The organism is Streptomyces sp. NPDC006529, from assembly GCF_040611795.1.
GTDB lineage: Bacteria > Actinomycetota > Actinomycetes > Streptomycetales > Streptomycetaceae > Streptomyces.
This window is the reverse complement of the sequence record NZ_JBEXPB010000059.1, coordinates 15,306-31,389: the sequence shown is the minus strand read 5'-3', so window position 1 is coordinate 31,389 and position 16,084 is coordinate 15,306. Positions and strand designations below refer to the sequence as shown.

Genomic DNA, 16,084 nt, shown 5'->3' with positions numbered 1-16,084 from the left:
ACAGACAACGCCTGGGCCTACCGCAAGGGCCTGGCCTGGAAGGCCGTCCTGACCGACCTCGGCGCGAGCGGCAAACTCACCCGCGCCTACCGGCCCCAGACCAACGGCAAAGTCGAACGCTTCAACCGCACCCCCCTCGAAGAGTGGGCCTACCTGCGGGCCTACACCTCAAACCAGGAGCGGACCGAAACACTGACAGACTTCCTCCACACCTACAACCATCACCGCTGCCAGACCGCACTGGGCGGACACCCACCCATCAGCCGCGTAAACAACCCTGCGGGTCAATACACCTAGCGCGCGTCGAGCACACCGTCGCCCGGATGAAGAACTGGAAGATCCTCCGCGACTGCCGCCACAAAGGAGACGGGCTACACCACGCCGTCCAGGCGGTCGCCCCCCTGCACAACCCCTTCGAGAACGGAACCGGAGAAGGGGTGAAAGCCAAGGACGTGTTCTGCTGGATCGACTGTGGAAGCGACTCTTCACCGTTTCGTGACCAAGGCTGGTCGTTATTTATCACCTTTTATCTGTCTTTGGGAGATTTAAGGGTAGGTGCCGTGCGGGTAACCGTTCCTTCTCTGGAGGTCGTCATGGCGTCAACCCACCGCGCGCCCATCGAAGAGCACCCGGACCTGATGGATCTGCGCGCCCGACACGACCGCGCGGCCGCGACCCCGCGAGCCCAGATGGTGGAGGCCCTGGCCCTGCTGACCGGGCTCTATCTCGCCGCGTCGCCGTGGATCGTCGGCTTCAACGGCTTCACCACCCTTGCCGTCACCAACCTCATCGCCGGCATCGCCTACATGCTCCTCCTCGGCGGTCTCGGAAACTCGTACGAGCGCACCCACTCGATGGCCTGGGCCGCGGCCGCCATCGGTATCTGGACCTGCGTCGCTCCCTGGGTCGTAGCCGGCGACGTCGCCCATACCCGCTCCATCACCAGCAACCTCATCACCGGCGTGATCGCCACCCTTCTCGCCCTCGCCGCCGCCTCCGCGGCCCGCGACAACGCCACTGACCGCAACGGCGCCGGCACACGCCGATCCGTGCCCAGCACTCACTGAGTTCCGCGTGGCTCATGGCAGCTGCATGGATGCGCTCCCGCCGCCGTCCGACCTGATGGAAGCGGGAGCTCTTCCTTGGCGGCCGCCGCCTCTGGTCCGGCGCCGTATGTGTCGGCAAGGCCTGCACGCGCGATATCGACTGGCATTGCTGTGACCCGCTGGTGGGCATCCCTGCGCACCAGAGGGAGAGCTGGAGCGCCACCGGAGGAATCTCGCATACCGGCCGGCCGGTGAGCGACTCCGATGCGGCACCGTCGTAGCAGACCCGACGCCGGCCCAGCTCGTCGACGATCAGCTTGGCGGCCATGCCTCCGCCGTGATCCCGCCGCTGCCGTACGGCAGGCCGTGGGCATCCATCCGGGCGCTGTGGCGGATCGCGAAAGTACGGTCGGCACCTCGGTACGCCCGTATCGTCTTGTGCCTCAAGACATGTGGAGGCAGGCGTGGCGCGTGACCGGATCGGGCTGGCCGAGGTGCTGGCCGCGGCGGAGACTGCCGCGCCGATGGAATCCCTCCAGGTGGTCGCGCAGAATCTGCGGGACCGGTTCGGGGCGCGGTACGTGTCGTTCCTGTTCGTCGACATCGTGGGCCGGCGCATGCTGCGCGTCCAGGACACCGCCCGCACAGATGCGGAGGACCGCGCCGAGCGGATCCCCCTTGTCGACAGCGGCGTCTACGACGAGGTTCTACGCTTGCAGCAACTGGTGCGGGATCCGGCCGGCGATGACGGGCAGCGGGTCCTGGCCCCCGTGACGAACCGCGGCGACACCATCGGCGTTCTGGAGCTATTCCTCACCGAGGTCACGCACGACGTTCTGGCGCAGGTGGAGGAGGCCGCGCACGCGTTGGCGTACATCATCGTGACCGACCGCCGGTTCACCGATCTCTACCACTGGGGCAACCGGACCACCAGGGTGAGCGTCGCTGCGGAAATCCAGCGCCAGCTCCTGCCCTCCGCCGCCGCGTGTGAAGCCCCGCATTTCGCGCTGGCCGGCGCCCTCGTCCCGGCTTCCGACATCGCGGGGGACACCTACGACTACAGCCTCGACAACGGCACCCTGCACCTGTCGATCACCGACGCCATGGGCCATGACGTCCACGCCTCGTTGATGGCCACCCTGCTGGTCAACGCCTCCCGCGGCGCCCGCCGCGCCGGCCACGACCTCGCCGAACAGGCGCGCCAGACCCATCAGGCCATCCTCGAGCACGGCCACAGCACCTTTGCGACCGGGCAGCTGCTGCGCGTCGCCCTCGACGGATCCGGCGCCCAGCTCGTCAACGCCGGTCACCCCCGACCCCTCCTCCTGCGTGAGGGCACGGTCACCGAACTCGACCTGGTTGCGAACTTGCCCTTCGGGTTCGGCGACCACCAGGGCATCTACCAGGTCCAGGACCTCGACCTGCGCCCTGGCGACCGCCTTCTGCTCCACACCGATGGCATGCAGGAACGCGAAGCCGAGGCGGTCGACCTGCCCGGCCTCCTGCGCCTGACCACTGCAGAACATCCTCGCGAGGCGTACGCGCTCTGGTCAACGCGGTCACCCGCGTCTACGGCGGGCAGCCGCCGCGAGATGACGCGACCGTACTGTGTCTGGACTGGCACGGCCCTCTCACCGGCATCCCGACGGCTTCCTGAGCTCAGGCTGAGCTCAGGCATGCCGACCTCCGGTGCCCTCGGGAGCACGCACACCCCCCGGCCCGGATGCCATGCTCTCCGGGCCTGTAGGCGGGGGCCGTCAGCGGCCCGCCCCCGCAGTGATGCTCCTACCTCAGGCCGGCCCGCTCCCGCCACGCATCCGTCCGCTCCCTGGAACACCGCGCCCGCCCGGGCGTCGACGCGGTCGCCCGGCACGTCGCCGGCCCGCCCCCGCCACCCGGCGCTGGTGAACGCTCACGCCAGGTTCAGGTGCAGGCGCACGGTGGTGCCGTCGGGGCGGGTGTGGACCTCCATCAGGTCGCACAGCTGGCGCACCGCCCACAGGCCGTGCCCGTGTTGCTGCGCGGGATCCGGCGGGAGGTAGCCCGCGTACCAGTCGGCCGGGCTCTGCCCGGGGTCGGTGATGTCGCACACGATGCGGTGCCCGGTGCGCTTCACGGCCACCTTCCCGCCGCCGCCGTGCTGGAGGGCATTGGTGGCGACCTCGTTGACGGCGAACACCAGCCGCTGGACCCCGGCGGGGGACATGCCCAGTGAAGCGGCGGCACCGGCCACGAAGGCCCGCGCCTGTCCCAGGTCGGCTCCGAAACGCATCACGGCCTCCTTGCCGTTCACCGGGCCCGGGGCCGGCTCCCGCTCCCAAGCCCCGCATGGTGCGGTGGGGGGAAGATAGTGGTCACTGGAGTGCGCGGCCGGGCCGCGCACCAGCTGCGGGTGGGTAAGCCGGGCATCGGCGACCACACTCTCGGGCAGCGTCCGGGTGTCGTAAGGGCACACGATCCACGCCGGACAGGAGGCGAAGGCGAGGTTGATCGCAGACTCGTAGCGGGTCCACTCCGCCGTCTCCGTCGCGTCCCGGCCGTGCCACACCGGCTCGCCGATCACCCGCACCTGCCGGTGCCGGCCCCTGGCGGTGCGCTCGTCGACGTAGCGGTAATAGGCGCCCAGCGTTCGGCCCGGGGCTTCGTACCAGGTGTCGGCCGAGACGAACTCAACCTGGGAGGCCGCGTCGCCCAGCCCTTGGCGCAGCAGGTCGATGTTGGGCTCGGTGGTCACCGCCAGGACCGCGTCGTCGGCGTGCAGGCCGTCCAGACAGAACGACACTGTCGCGTCCAGGAACTCCTCGTCGCTGCCGTAGACCAGCCCCTGATGGATCAGACTCGCTTCCGGAGAGGCGAAGGCGGTGCTGCTCATGCCTCCACCCCCCGCGCGCTCACGGACAGAGAGGGTATGTCGTCCCAGCCGACCACACTGATCACCTGACACAGCAACGGCGCCAGGTCCACCACGTGCAGCCGACGCCCCGCCTCCAGCCGGTCCGCAGCATGAGCCAGCGCCCGGACCCCGGCCAGGTCGATGAACTCCAGCTCACTCATGTCCACCCATACATCCCCCGACCACGCCGACGCGCTCTCCAACGCCTCCCGCAGCGCGTCGGTGGTGCGGTAGTCGACCGTGCCCACCACCCGCAGCGACCGCTGCCCGGCCCGGAAGGCCGGCACCAGCCGCAGCACGCCGTCGGCGTACAGCTCCTCCAGCTGCACCACCCCCGGGTGGCACCGGTCGAAGGTCTCCAGTCCGGCGGCGTCGAAGCGCCGGGCGTCGTACTGGCATACCGCCGAGGCCCGCTGCCCGGCGAACACCGCGTTCACCTTCGTCTCGTACTCCGCCAGCCGATCGGCGCCCGGCACCTCACGCAGCGCCCAGCCCATCTCACCGCTGATCCGGAAGCCGGCGTAACCGGCCGCCAGGGAATCCCACATCTCCTGTCGAAGGGCGCCGACCATGGCATCGGCGTCGAACGAACCGGCCGCCAGGTAACTCTCGTCGGCGGTGGTCACCTGCAACTGGCCCGTGGCCAGCGCCGGCCCCGGATCCACCCCGGCCGCACTCAGCCAGCCCAGCACCTCCTGCGGAGCGCACTGATCGGCGAAATACATCACCCGCTCACCGCTCACCAGACCATCCGAGAGATACGCGGTGACCACCCGGCGCTGCTCGGCGTCGTCGGCGAAGGCCAGACACAAGTGATCACCGTGGCCCATGTCCTGGACCCGACGCTCCCTGCCCGCCTGCGTGATCACCTGAAACTCACAGCCTTCACCACTCCCTGTCCCCACGGCCCCGGCACATCCTGCTCCGCGCCGTCGGCACCAGCCTGCTGGAAGAAACCTTCGAACACTGTAAGCCTCAGCCGTCGGAGGCCGGCGCACTCATCGACGGTCACCGGCCGCGATCGCGCCACCGCAGGCGAACCGAACACCTCAGGGCTTCAAGATCATGGATCAGCCCCCCGTGCGACTGCTTCCTCCTGCGCACCCACGGTCGGCGCCACTGGTGTTCCACACGCTGCGGCGATCGTGCCCGCCGCCCGCGCCTACACCGGGCGCAGCCGCGCCTCGGCCCGCTATGCGCGGCTCCGGCGAATGTCTTCTGCCACTGAAGGGTGAGTGCATGCCACCATGCGCGCCCGGGGCAATCAGCCCCACTGCCTCCACCGGCGTACCAGGCGGCGGAGGCTCATGCCGTCTCGGCGGATCCGTGACACGGGCGGCCGGCTGCTCCTCTCGCCGACCCGGGGCCAGTGGCCATCAGGGGACAGTACGGAGGACTGGCGCTCCGCCTGTGCCCTGATTTCCCAGTGGGCCTCGTGGGCGGTTACGCGATACGCCTCTTCCCACGAAGCCAGTGCCGCGGCGACCCCCGCACCGGCTGTGCCTCGGCGACGAACATGGCGCGCCAGCCACACGAGGGAGGCAAGGACTGCGGCCAAGCCACCGAAGATCGCCACCAGCGGGAGGACGTCACCCATGGGCTGAGGCTACGTCCACCTCCGCCGCTGTGTCACACGCCGGGCGTTGCTCAAGGTTCGATGGCACGTGCTCAACCTTCAATGACCCAGGACAAACTAGAACGCTGCGTAGCCAACTATGTCCGTTGATACTGGACCCAGTCGACGGCAAGCCGTCGGCCCCCTGGCGGTCCTGTCCGTCAGCTCTTGCTGAGTGGATGCCGCTCAGCGGATGGGGAACGAATCCAGAGCAAGGTCCCACTGGTCAGCTGCGCGGAGCAGGGCAGCTGTATCTACCTGGGCCTCGACGAAGTACTGGTAGATGTCTGCCCCGTCTTCACCCTGCTGCCAGGGGGGTGCTGCCTCCATGGACAGATGTACCCGAATCACTGCACCGTCCTCGGTGGCATCGACGAGGCTGAAGGCCAGGACAGGCTCGACGAACCACGTGTCCGGGGACAAGAAGCCGTCGGCATCAGGTCCGGTCACCGCAATCGTCCCCGCCGCCACGGCGCGCAGCCAAGCGGACACCTCGCGGGCTTCATGGATCAACAGGCAAGGATCAGTGAAAGCCCAGGTGCCCTCCGGAGTCGTCACAGAGCCACCGATGACCAGCCAGTTGTCATCGTACGAGTCGCCACGGACCGCGGAGAACTGGTACCGCAACGGCCAGATCTCGACACTGCTTGCCTGATCACCCAAGAGCATGGCCAAAGGGTGTCACGGACCTCGTCGACGCTGCACGGGCCCTCCCCCCACGTCAGCACAACCCCATGGGCGAGCTGGGCAAGATGGGCCGTTTGACATGCAACTCAGTCGCTCTGGGTCAAGGCGCCGCTCTGAACTGACTTCCCTGTCACATCGCGTCTCAGGTGGCCCGCCTCGCCGAGTGTCGATCGGACATCCAGCTGGAGCATCTCACAAGCACATCCAGCAGTAGAGCTGCTCGCCGGCTTCGCGAGCCCTCCTGGCGAGGTGGATGAGTTCTTCAGCCACCGGCCGCATATTTTCGGCGCGCGCTCCGTGCAGCTCTTCCGCGTGCACCCACCTGGCGACGATGGCTGGCACTTCGGAATCTCGCACAGCCGCCAGAGTGTCCCGTACCTGGCAATTGAGTTCGGATACCCACGGTCCCGTCACCCACGGGTCGTTCTCGTCCTCCGGGCCGTCTGGGCCGGGTACCGGTGAGGTCGGCCACACGGTCACATCCTCGACCAGGTCGACTCGCCACTGGACCTGACGGATGGCAGCGATCAGCATCGCCAAGACGATGGTCGGGTCCACGTGCTTGGCCTCAACCCCATCGACGACAGGGGGCCCTGCGCTGAGCGGGGACCCACCGTCCGCCCGCTTGAGTTCCTCCACAACCGATGCCGCATCCACCGCGCGGAAGTAGTCAGTCAGAGCGCCCATTGCTTTCCTCGTCAGCTTTCAGTCCGTGGGCAGGTAGTAGATCAGGCACCGCCCACAGCGCGAGGGGGCGGGTCAGATCAACTGACATGAGGTTCGCATTTACGAGCGCCGAACCGGACCTCTGCTCTCGGAACCGCACCACGTCCTTGCTGTTGGCACAGATGCAGGGACGTAAGTCGGTGTGTCCGGCGGCGCGGCCGGGACCACGACCAGGCTCACCCCCTTCACTGCCGCATGCCGCGACGCAACAGCGATGGGCGCAGCCGGGCTCGTCAACACCGTTCCCTTCGTTCCCTCGTGCGGGTGGCTGCTCTTTCGGTCGTCTGTCGAGGCTCGGTTCACCTTGTGCAGGAGGCCCCTCCCAAGCGGCGGATGGGTAAACGCTGCGTTTCGAGACAAGGGTGCGATCCGGCGCCCTGCTTTTCGCCCTGTTCGTCCGCTTCCGGCGGGCGCAGCTGGTGTGCCGCGGCTTCGGCTACCACGAAGACGCCGGAGCCTGGCGGGTCGGCCACCTCCGCTTCGTCGCCGACATCACCGGTGACGGGCGCGTCGACATCGTCGGCTTCGGCGGACCGGGCGTGTACGTGGCCCGCAACCAGCCTGGCGGTGCGTGGCGCGTCACCCTGCGGCTCGCAGGCCCGCGACCGCGCTGCCTACCGCCTGAAGGGCCGTAAATATCAAGCGGTCCCTCAGTGTCGTACCTGCCGAATCACAGAGCCCGGGCGAGGCGGAGAAGGACGACTTGCGCCACTTCGCCTCGGGCAGCTGTGTGCCGAAACGTGCCCGCTGCCCGAGCCCGTGTCCTGCCCGCCGGTTTAGGGGGCCTTGTGACTGCCGTGGGCCGGATCTGCGCCGTCTGCGGCCGCCCCATCCGAGCTGGCGTGACCGAGTTCATCCGCCACTCCGCGTCCGGGGTCGGCCCCTCGGACTGGGGGCACGACATCCGTGACCCCGCGTGCAAGCCGGTACGGGCGAACCAACGATGAGCGCGACACGACCCAGCTCGCCCGGGCCGTCGCCGGGCGCGGTCCGCAACCTCCTCGCCGAGGAGAGGCAGTACCGGGCCCGGCGCCGCGCACGGCAGGTACCCGCGCAGGTGAACGAACGGCTACGCCAGGTCCTGGGGCGGGGAGCACCTGACCTTGAGGTGCGCCGACACCAACCGGGCCGGATCACCCCTGCGTCGGCGGGGAGCACTACGAGGCGGCGTAAATGGGATCTCCGGTCACCACTCTGGCCACACCACGTCAGGGGCGCCAGAAGACTCCAGCAGGGTGGGCACTTGGGGCGGCTACTGTTCGGCGCCGGCCAGTTCGGCGTTGGCGCGGGCCGTGACGAGGGTCAGTACGCGGGCGGCAGCCACCAGGTCCTCGGCGGGGATGTCGCGGTACAGGCGGGCGGCGACCTCCGCGCCGGCGGCGCGGATCTCCCCGCTCAGCGTCCGGCCCGAATCCGTGAGTCGCAGGCGGGACTCCTCGGCGGGCAGGGACTCCAGCAGACCAGATGCGGTCAGCTCGGCGATCGTCTCCAATGCCGCGGACTCGTCGATCTTCAGGCGTTCGATCATCTGGGTGACCAGCCGGTCGCGGTCGACGGCATCGCCGCTGCCCGCGACGGCGCCCAGCGCCAGCGACTGCTGAAACGTGGTGCCACTGCGGGCCAGCAGGCGCTCCAGGACGGCGCGCGAGGCGTAATGGGCCAGGCCGACGACTTGGCCGTTGACAGCGGGAGCGGCAGGGGCGGTGGTGGACATGACTACTCCTTGGCCGGAGGGTCGAGTGGTACGTCGAGCAGGGCCGCCAGTTCGCGGGCGAACACCTTGGTGCGCGCGCCGTCCAGGCCACCCGTGGGCACCAGCAGTTGGTCCATCCGCTGCTGGACGATCTCGATCGCACGTTGGGTGACCCCGCGGCCCTGGTCGGTGAGCGACAGCCGGACCGCCCGCGTGTCAGCGGGGTCAGGGCTGCGCGCGACGAGACCGGCGGCCTCCAGAGCGCGGGCCAGCTTCGAGACGTAGAGCGGTTCGAGGCCGGTGTGGTCTGCGAGTTGGCGTTGGCTGGGCTGCTGTCGGGCCTGCTGCATGTCGAGCAGTGAGGCCAACAGCGAGTACTGGGCGTGGGTCAGGCCCAGCGGGCCGACGGCCCGGTCGACCGCCACCCGCCACTTCATGGAGAGACGCCAGACCAGGAAGCCCGGCGTGGGGTTGGGAGGTGCTCCGCTCATGACAGATACGGCACATGGATATTAAGTACATGGCTACTATCGCGGGAGATCGGGACGCAGCTGCTACAAGCCCTTCGTCGTCTTCCTCGTCCGCTGACCCGCCCCGCCGAAGGCCCCGGTCAGCGGACGACGTCGAAGACCTGCTTCTGCAGACCGTTGGCGTAGAGCTCGTGCTCGACGAGTTCCAGCTTCTGCGCGTCCTTGTCCGCGGCGCTGAAGAGCCGCTTGCCCGCGCCGAGCAGGAGCGGGAAGACCAGCAGGTGGTAGCGGTCGATCAGGCCGGCGTCCGAGAGACCCTGGTTCAAGGTGGCGCTGCCGTGGACGATGATCGGGCCGCCCTCGGTGTCCTTCAGTGCGGCGACCTCGTCGAGTGAGCGCAGGATCGTCGTCTCGCCCCAGTTCGACACGAGGCCGTCCTCGGTGAGGGTGGTGGAGACGACGTACTTCGGCATCACCTTGTAGTCGGCGAAGTCCGCCATGTCCGGCCACACCGGGCTGAACGCCTCGTAGCTGGTCCGGCCCAGCAGCATCGCGGCGGCTTCCTGCTGCTCCCGGCCCTTGATCTCGAACGCCTCGGGGAGGAAGTGGACGTGCTTGAAGGTCCATCCGGCGTTCCGGTAGCCGGCTTCCCCGCCGGGGGCCTCGACGACGCCGTCGAGCGAGATGAAGGCGGTGCTGATCAGAGTGCGCATCTGCAGGTTCCTCGAAGTCTGGGGGCCAGCTGGCGGACGATTCGGGCTGTACGCGCCTCAACCGCACTGCGGCTCCGGCACGGCCACCACTATCCATGACTGGAGATCACGGAGAAACTCATCGGCCGCCGCCGGCCCCGCCGCCGTCCACCCCCGTTACCGTCTTCGTGGCTCCGCAACGCCGACCGAAAGCACCCGGATGACCGGCCCGTGTACGTGCCCGATTCCGCGCCTGCACGCTGTATTCCCCGAGCCGGCCGAGCCTGCACGGAGACCACCCAGGCGTCGGCGCTCCTGACCGCCCGGTGCGAGCACTGCGGCGCCCCCTATGACGGCGCATGGCGCAGGGTCCCGGTCGGCCTCACGGGAAGGTAGTCGGATTCGGCACCTGTGTGTGAGTGCCCGTTCTGAAGCCCGGTGTCCGCGAGCTTTGCGAGGGAGATCTGCTCGACCGCCCTGCCGGAGTTGCTGCCGCGGCAAGGTTCTGGAAGTCCTCGCCCGGGCAGAGCAGCCGGACTGTGCGCTGCGCAGGGTCGACCCCAGCTCGGTGGGCGTCCAATTGCGGTGGTGCCATCATTGTGGGGTGGTCGGCGGGTTCTGGTGGGGAGCGTGCTTCTGTGTTCTACGTTCTGTGGTCATTACGTGATGATTGGTGGTTCGGGGATTGGGTCTGGGCGTGGCGATGTTGATGGGGGAGCAAGAGCAGGAGCTGGATGCGCGGGTGAAGTTCCGGTCGTTCGGCTTTCAGGAATCGGATGACACCGTGGTGCCGGTGCCGGTGCCGGTGCCGTTCCTGGATGAGTTGCGCTGGTGCGTAGGTTCTCCGCGAAGCCCGCGTCGGCGGTGTCCCCCACGATCTTCGGTGGACGGTCGCCGCTCTGTGACCGCGCCCTCCGGTGTTGCCGCTCCGTGCAGTTCCAGGTGCATGGCGAAGCGCGCCAGGGGATCGTCCAGCGCCCGGTCCTGCGCTGCGCTCGCGGCGCGTTCCTCGCCGAGGCGGCCCAGGAGCAGGGCGGAAGACGTGCAACAGGAGGGCAGATCCTTTCCGGCGGGCACTGCCACAGGGCACACTGCGAACTCCCGAAGACCCTGCACCCGCGCCAGGACGCTGCCGGTGTGAAGAGCAGTTCGAGGCCGCGGCGTCGGCGGTCTCCTGGTCAGGTGACCATTTCCGCACCGGGGTAGCGGCCGGTTTCCAGGCTCCATCGCTGAATGCCGTGGACATACTGCTCGCAGTCGCCCAGGTGCCGCAGCACATCAGGTGGGGCGTCGGATAGCCTCTCCTCCTTGTGGAGACGGTACTGCTCGATGAATTGGTTGCTGGTCCGTGCGATCTCCGCCAGTGCCTGATCGGTTGTTGCGCAGCCCGTCTCGAGGTACGCCTTGAATGCCAAGTTGGAGTAGTTCTCTTTCGGTGCGGACACCACATCGTTCTGTGAGCCGAACACGCATGCCAGATAGTGGAGTGCCCGCGCCAAGGCGGAGTGAAAGCCCCATTGGTCGGGCAGCGGGGCACCGCTGTCGATCAGAGCCATGGCTGCCATGAAGGCTCCGTTGTGCGACCTCAGTTCCCAGTATTCTTGGGGTGAGGGTGGCTGCTCCGCCAGATGCAGCGATTCCTCAGCTAGGACAGCGGACAGGTACGCGCGTTTTTCCGAGACAAATCTCTGCATGGCTGGCCGCGAGAGGGTGGTGGCGAAGCTTTCCTCATGGGTCCAGCAGATTTCATGAAGTGCCGCGGCCAGCGGCGGTAGCTGGTCGATCGCAGCGCCGGGGGAAGTGGCGCTCATCATGAAGGGAAGAATTCTTGCCAGCGAGATCGGATCCGCCGGCTGTTGCTCATTTGTGTACCGGTCGTCGAAGATCGCCATGAGACCCACCCAGCGTGCAGCGTTTCGGAGGACCGGGGCCGTGACGTGGGGGAAACCCGCGGCAACGTAGAGGCCGAAGAGTTCCGGCTCGAGAGCTGCGCCCGCTGCTGAATCACAGATGGCCGGATGGGCCTTGATCCACGTATTTGCTGCCTCTTGGGCGGAGTCGACTTCGGGGTGAACGGCGTCGGGATCGTCCACCGGGAGCGTCTGGAGAAGGCCTCGCATTTTACTGCCTCCGTATCGTAAGGAACGCCGGACAGGCCCTAGGGATGCATCGAGATGTGAGCAACTTAGGTGCAATGGTGTTGCAGCGGCTCGTGGAAACCTGATGGACGTGGTGCGACAGGTCGTATGGCCTTGGGCCACGATGACTAAGCGCCGTGGCGTCGCTGGCGGTGAGCGTAGGAGTCAAGAGCCTGCTGAAGGTCCTGCTCCGTGAAGTCCGGCCACAGGGTAGGGGAGAAGTAGAACTCGGAATGTGCCGTCTGCCAGGGCATGAATCCGGAGAGGCGTTGCTCTCCGGAGGTGCGGATGACCAGGTCGGGGTCCGGGAGCCCTTGGGTGGACAGCAAGCCTTCGATCCGTCTTTCTGTGGCGGGCGCGTCCGTGGGACGTTCCAAGGGGTCTGCCGCGACTCGACGGGCGATCTCGCATACGGCGGCGACGATGTCACTTCTGCCGCTGTAGGCCACGGCCAGGTTGACCTGGGGGCCGGCAGAGCGGCCGCTGCTGCGTTCGGCTGCATGCAGGGCGTCTGCCAGGGGATCGGGAACAAGCCGCGAATCCCCCAAGTGCCGGATGCGCCAGCGACCGCAGTCGGTCAGGTGACCGACGAGATCTGTGATGATGTCTAGCAGTCCGTGAAGTTCGGCTTCGGAGCGTTTCAGATTTTCCATGGAGAGCAGCCACCAGGTGGTGATGCCGATTCCAGCAGTTTCGCATTTGTCCAAGGTGCGAATGATGTTGTCTGCGCCCTCGCGATGGCCTTCTCGGACCGTGCGCCCGTGGGCGCGAGCCCAGCGGCGGTTTCCGTCCACGATGAAGGCGACATGCTGGGGAATTCTGGGCCGGCGGGCCGCCGCAGGAGCGTTTGCCTTCGGTTTGTGGAGCAGCATCATCGCGTCCTCTCGGCAGCACGGATTTGCGGTGGGTGGGCGGGTGGGTGGGGCTGATCTGCACGGGCGCGCACGAAGAGGGGGCGGGGTGGCGTAGCGAACGGGCCCCCAGGACTGCGATCGTGATCGCTTCCGCGTTCAGGCCCACCCGGTGCAGGGCCAGCGTCAGCTCGGCCACCCCACATGCGGCCCCAGATCGCGAACACACCAAGTGGGAAAGGCGTGTCCACGGCCTGATGAGCAGGTGATCCATCATGCGCGCGAACAGCCCCGCTCACACAAGGCGCAGGTCACCGCGTACTGTCGCGCCCACGATCTACAACGTGCGCCGGGGGGATCTTTGAGTACAAAGGTAGAACCCCTGCCCTCCACGTGCGCCCGCGCAGGCGCCCACACGCTTAGGACGCCTCAGGCCCCTGCGAATGCGCCCCGCTGGACGCCGAATCTCACGCCTTCTCGCCTGCCGGCCACCGTCTGTCGATGCTTCCTGAAAACTGACCCCGGGGCGCCCGGCGACGCGGTCACTGTGACGCCCCTGCACTGGGACGACACCTGTTTCGGCCTGCCGCGCCGACCACCAACACATCTACCAGTACCTCGATTTGGGGTACTGAGCGTCCTGCAGAAGGCCCGGATTCCAGTGCCGCGTCCAGTGCCGTGAACCCGCCTGGTGGAGGCGGCGGTGCTGCAGGTACGATGCTTGCCGTCACCCACGAGGGTGACCGCCGCTGCAAGCTCCCGCCGCACAAACGCGCTCTCGTCGCTCTCGCCTACCTGCGCAAGCACGACACTCTCGCGCAGGTCGCCGCCGGACTCGGCATATCCGTAGGCACGGCCCACGCCTGCACCACCGTTGTCGTGCGGCCCCTCGCCGTCCGGGCGCCGGGCCTGCTCAAGGGCCTGCGCGAGCACGACCCGGATTACGTGCTCCTGGACGGCACCCTCAGCGAGTGCGACCGCCTGGGCGATGGATGCGCCGACTGCAGCCTCGGCACCTCGCGCGCACCCGCTCCCCCCGAAACCCAGGCCGATCCTCCGCCAGGCAACCGCCCGATGCCTCATCCGCGTTCGGACACCACCTCGTACACATCCCGGAAACGCCGGGATCCCGCCCAGCCTTTCGGCTGAACGGGATCTCGCGACGGTTCTTGAGAGCCACTCAAGAACCGTCGGATCCGGCTGCCGTGGACTCTGTTGCGGCTCGGTCTCAGCGGGTGCCGGGGGCCAGGTCGAGACTTGCGACGGCGCCCCCGTCCGGGGCGTTCGCGAAGGTCAGCCGCGCCCCGAGGACCCCGGCCTGGCCGAGCGCGATGGTCAGCCCGAGGCCGTGCCCGCGCCCCCGCTCGGCCGCGCCCGTCCGGAACCGCTGCGGCCCCTCGGCGAGGATCGCCGCCGGGAAGCCGGGCCCGCGGTCCCGTACGAGGATCCGTGCGCCGGTGACGGAGACCTCGACCGGGGCGGCGCCGTGCCGGTGCGCGTTGGCGACGAGGTTGACCACGATCCGCTCCACCCGGCGCGGGTCGGTCTCCACCGTCGCTGCGCCCCCGCGCGGGTCCGCGCCGTCGATGGCCACCCGGGTGTCCGTGCCGCCGCGGCGCACCACGTCCTCCACCAAATCGCCCAGCGGCACCAGGTCGGCCCGGGCATGCTCGACCCCCGCGTCGAGCCGGGAGATCTCCAGCAGGTCCTCGACCAGCCCGTTCAGCGCCCGCGCCCGGTCCCGTACCAACGTGGCCGCCTCGTCCTCCCGGGGCAACAGTCCCGCCGCGGTGATCAGCCCCATCAGCGGGGTCCGCAGCTCGTGCGCGACGTCCGCGGTGAACCGGCGCTCGCCCTCGAGCTTGTGCTGCAGGGCCCCGGCCATCTCGTCCACGGCCGTGGACATCTCGGTGATCTCGTCCCGGGCCCGCCCGGCGGGGCCGATCCGGGCATCGAGGTCGCCGTCGGCGATGGCGCGGGCGGTCCGGGCGCCACGGCGCAGCCGCCGGTTCATCGGCTCGGTCGCCAGCGCCGCGAGCGGCACCACGAAGGCGAGGGCGACGAGGACGGCCGCCACGATGGTGCGGTCCAGGAGCTGGAGGGAGCGCACCTCGGAACTCATGTCGGTCCGCGCGACGAGCACCCGGTCGCCCCCGACGGGCGCGGCGCCCCAGAGCCAGTACCAGTTCGGGGGCTTCTCGTCGTACCAGGTGGCGTACAGGTCGGCCGGCCCCTTGCCCGCCAGCGCACGGGCCAGCGGCTCGTCGAGCTCCTCCGGCGCCACGACGTCGATCCCGATCGGGGCCTTGCCCGTACGCTCGTACTCGGCCTCCGCAGAGCGCACGGCGGCTGCGAGGCGGTCGTTTCCGGTCCGCTGCCCGCGCGCGGCGGTGGCGTCGTGGACGAGCACGCCGATCACCGCGGCCACCGCGCAGCAGGCGGCCGCGGTCAGAGCGGCGATCTTCCAGCGCAGGGCGCGGGGATTGAGGAATGCCATCGGGCCGGCCTTCGGCTCAGTCGCGGACGAGTTTGTAGCCGAAGCCCCGGACGGTCTCGATCCGGCCGCTGCCGATCTTCTTGCGCAGCCGCAGCACGCACAGGTCCACGACCCGGGTGTCACCTTCCCAGCCGTAGTCCCAGACCTCGCGCAGCAGCCGGCGGCGGTCGAGCACCGCGCCCGGGACCGCCGCGAACTCCAGCAGCAGGCGCAGTTCGGTGGGGGTCAGCGGAACGGGTTGCCCGGCCAGCCGTACCTCCATGCCCAGGATGTCCACGGACAGGTCCCCGAAGACCAGCACACCGTCCGGTACGTCCGAATCGGCGGGGGCGGCCGGCTGGGCCGGTCGGAAGGTCGCCCGGCGCAGCAGGGTGCGGATGCGGGCCACCAGGACGGCGGTGTCCACGGGCTTGACCACGTAGTCGTCGGCCCCCGACTCCAGCCCGCTGACCACGTCCAGGGCGTCACCACGGGCGGACATCATCAGGACCGGAACCAGGCTCTCCTCTCGGATGCGGCGGCACAGCCCGATCCCGTCGAGCTCGGGCAGCATCACGTCCAGGATCAGCAGGTCGTGCGCCCCGGCACGGAACGCCTCCAGGCCGCCCAGCCCGTCCGCCGCCACCGCGACCCGGTACCCGTACCGCTCCAGGGCCAGTTGGACGGCGCGCCGGATGACCGCGTCGTCCTCCACGAGAAGCACGCTGACGGGGGCCGGGACCCGGGCTGCGGACACGCCATCCACCTGCTCATAGAGGGATATTTCTCAACTGTTC

The 16,084-nt window shown here is 68.7% G+C and carries 13 protein-coding genes and 5 pseudogenes; 7 read left to right on the top strand and 11 right to left on the bottom strand.

The window, feature by feature from the left end:
* The 4 genes and pseudogenes from ABZY31_RS28195 to ABZY31_RS28180 form a co-directional block, all read left to right on the top strand.
* A partial coding sequence (locus tag ABZY31_RS28195) for an integrase core domain-containing protein (RefSeq protein WP_356415681.1) occupies nt 1-297 on the top strand: 297 nt, incomplete at its 5' end.
* Nucleotides 297-410: pseudogene (locus ABZY31_RS28190) on the top strand (IS5/IS1182 family transposase); the annotation flags it as partial. The gene ABZY31_RS28195 and the pseudogene ABZY31_RS28190, both read left to right, overlap by 1 nt.
* A 183-nt stretch (nt 411-593) precedes the next feature.
* Nucleotides 594-1,067, top strand: a complete 474-nt coding sequence (locus tag ABZY31_RS28185) for an SPW repeat protein (RefSeq protein ID WP_356415683.1) — start codon at nt 594-596, stop codon at nt 1,065-1,067.
* A gap of 443 nt (nt 1,068-1,510) precedes the next feature.
* Nucleotides 1,511-2,703, top strand: a pseudogene (locus ABZY31_RS28180) (PP2C family protein-serine/threonine phosphatase).
* A 255-nt stretch (nt 2,704-2,958) separates the two neighbouring features.
* Here ABZY31_RS28180 and ABZY31_RS28175 read toward each other — a convergent pair.
* Both ABZY31_RS28175 and ABZY31_RS28170 read right to left on the bottom strand, forming a co-directional pair.
* Nucleotides 2,959-3,918 carry an anti-sigma factor RsbA family regulatory protein gene (locus ABZY31_RS28175; protein WP_356415678.1) on the bottom strand — a complete coding sequence of 320 codons (960 nt, stop codon included), beginning with the start codon at nt 3,916-3,918 and terminating at the stop codon, nt 2,959-2,961.
* A complete protein-coding gene (locus tag ABZY31_RS28170; protein WP_356415675.1) occupies nt 3,915-4,808 on the bottom strand; it encodes an MEDS domain-containing protein in 894 nt (297 codons plus the stop codon). The genes ABZY31_RS28175 and ABZY31_RS28170 overlap by 4 nt, the downstream gene beginning before the upstream one ends.
* Nucleotides 4,809-5,011: 203 nt before the next feature.
* Between ABZY31_RS28170 and ABZY31_RS28165 the strand changes: the two are divergent.
* A pseudogene (locus tag ABZY31_RS28165) lies at nt 5,012-5,167 on the top strand (CGNR zinc finger domain-containing protein); the annotation flags it as partial.
* A 573-nt stretch (nt 5,168-5,740) separates the two neighbouring features.
* On the opposite strand, the gene ABZY31_RS28160 reads toward ABZY31_RS28165, so the two are convergent.
* Nucleotides 5,741-6,223, bottom strand: a complete 483-nt coding sequence (locus ABZY31_RS28160; protein WP_356415672.1) for a hypothetical protein — start codon at nt 6,221-6,223, stop codon at nt 5,741-5,743.
* Nucleotides 6,224-6,433: 210 nt separating this feature from the next.
* Nucleotides 6,434-6,928 (bottom strand): hypothetical protein, encoded by a 495-nt coding sequence (locus tag ABZY31_RS28155; protein WP_356415669.1) that lies wholly within the window; start codon nt 6,926-6,928, stop codon nt 6,434-6,436.
* Nucleotides 6,929-7,365: 437 nt separating this feature from the next.
* Here ABZY31_RS28155 and ABZY31_RS28150 point away from each other — a divergent pair.
* Nucleotides 7,366-7,602: pseudogene (locus ABZY31_RS28150) on the top strand (hypothetical protein); the annotation flags it as partial.
* Between the two features lie 617 nt (nt 7,603-8,219).
* Here the strand turns inward: ABZY31_RS28150 and ABZY31_RS28145 are convergent.
* The 5 genes from ABZY31_RS28145 to uppS all read right to left on the bottom strand — a co-directional run bounded on the left by ABZY31_RS28145 (nt 8,220) and on the right by uppS (nt 12,835).
* Complete coding sequence (locus ABZY31_RS28145) at nt 8,220-8,681, bottom strand: MarR family winged helix-turn-helix transcriptional regulator (protein ID WP_356415666.1); 462 nt, start codon at nt 8,679-8,681, stop codon at nt 8,220-8,222.
* Between the two features lie 2 nt (nt 8,682-8,683).
* Entirely contained in the window at nt 8,684-9,151 is a 468-nt protein-coding gene (locus ABZY31_RS28140; RefSeq protein WP_356415663.1) for a MarR family transcriptional regulator, read from the bottom strand.
* Nucleotides 9,152-9,270: 119 nt separating this feature from the next.
* A complete protein-coding gene (locus tag ABZY31_RS28135; protein ID WP_356415660.1) occupies nt 9,271-9,843 on the bottom strand; it encodes a dihydrofolate reductase family protein in 573 nt (190 codons plus the stop codon).
* A 1,157-nt stretch (nt 9,844-11,000) separates the two neighbouring features.
* The gene (locus tag ABZY31_RS28130; RefSeq protein WP_356415657.1) at nt 11,001-11,915 is read right to left on the bottom strand and encodes a hypothetical protein; all 915 of its coding nucleotides are present in this window, start codon (nt 11,913-11,915) and stop codon (nt 11,001-11,003) included.
* A gap of 173 nt (nt 11,916-12,088) precedes the next feature.
* Nucleotides 12,089-12,835: a polyprenyl diphosphate synthase gene (gene uppS / locus ABZY31_RS28125; protein ID WP_356415655.1), complete on the bottom strand. Its 747-nt coding sequence runs from the start codon at nt 12,833-12,835 to the stop codon at nt 12,089-12,091.
* A gap of 693 nt (nt 12,836-13,528) precedes the next feature.
* On the opposite strand from uppS, the pseudogene ABZY31_RS28120 reads away from it, so the two are divergent.
* Nucleotides 13,529-13,819 (top strand): annotated as a pseudogene (locus tag ABZY31_RS28120) (transposase family protein); the annotation flags it as partial.
* A 220-nt stretch (nt 13,820-14,039) separates the two neighbouring features.
* On the opposite strand, the gene ABZY31_RS28115 reads toward ABZY31_RS28120, so the two are convergent.
* Nucleotides 14,040-15,308: a HAMP domain-containing sensor histidine kinase gene (locus ABZY31_RS28115; protein WP_356415653.1), complete on the bottom strand. Its 1,269-nt coding sequence runs from the start codon at nt 15,306-15,308 to the stop codon at nt 14,040-14,042.
* A 16-nt stretch (nt 15,309-15,324) separates the two neighbouring features.
* The gene (gene cseB / locus ABZY31_RS28110) at nt 15,325-16,044 is read right to left on the bottom strand and encodes a two-component system response regulator CseB (RefSeq protein ID WP_356415650.1); all 720 of its coding nucleotides are present in this window, start codon (nt 16,042-16,044) and stop codon (nt 15,325-15,327) included.
* Nucleotides 16,045-16,084: the final 40 nt, after the last annotated feature.

Coding starts and splice junctions, on each gene's coding strand:
- ABZY31_RS28185 (WP_356415683.1), top strand. CDS start 594: ATGGCGTCAACCCACCGCGCGCCCATCGAAGAGCACCCGGACCTGATG.
- ABZY31_RS28175 (WP_356415678.1), bottom strand. CDS start 3,918: ATGAGCAGCACCGCCTTCGCCTCTCCGGAAGCGAGTCTGATCCATCAG.
- ABZY31_RS28160 (WP_356415672.1), bottom strand. CDS start 6,223: ATGCTCTTGGGTGATCAGGCAAGCAGTGTCGAGATCTGGCCGTTGCGG.
- ABZY31_RS28155 (WP_356415669.1), bottom strand. CDS start 6,928: ATGGGCGCTCTGACTGACTACTTCCGCGCGGTGGATGCGGCATCGGTT.
- ABZY31_RS28145 (WP_356415666.1), bottom strand. CDS start 8,681: ATGTCCACCACCGCCCCTGCCGCTCCCGCTGTCAACGGCCAAGTCGTC.
- ABZY31_RS28140 (WP_356415663.1), bottom strand. CDS start 9,151: ATGAGCGGAGCACCTCCCAACCCCACGCCGGGCTTCCTGGTCTGGCGT.
- ABZY31_RS28135 (WP_356415660.1), bottom strand. CDS start 9,843: ATGCGCACTCTGATCAGCACCGCCTTCATCTCGCTCGACGGCGTCGTC.
- uppS (WP_356415655.1), bottom strand. CDS start 12,835: ATGATGCTGCTCCACAAACCGAAGGCAAACGCTCCTGCGGCGGCCCGC.
- ABZY31_RS28115 (WP_356415653.1), bottom strand. CDS start 15,308: ATGGCATTCCTCAATCCCCGCGCCCTGCGCTGGAAGATCGCCGCTCTG.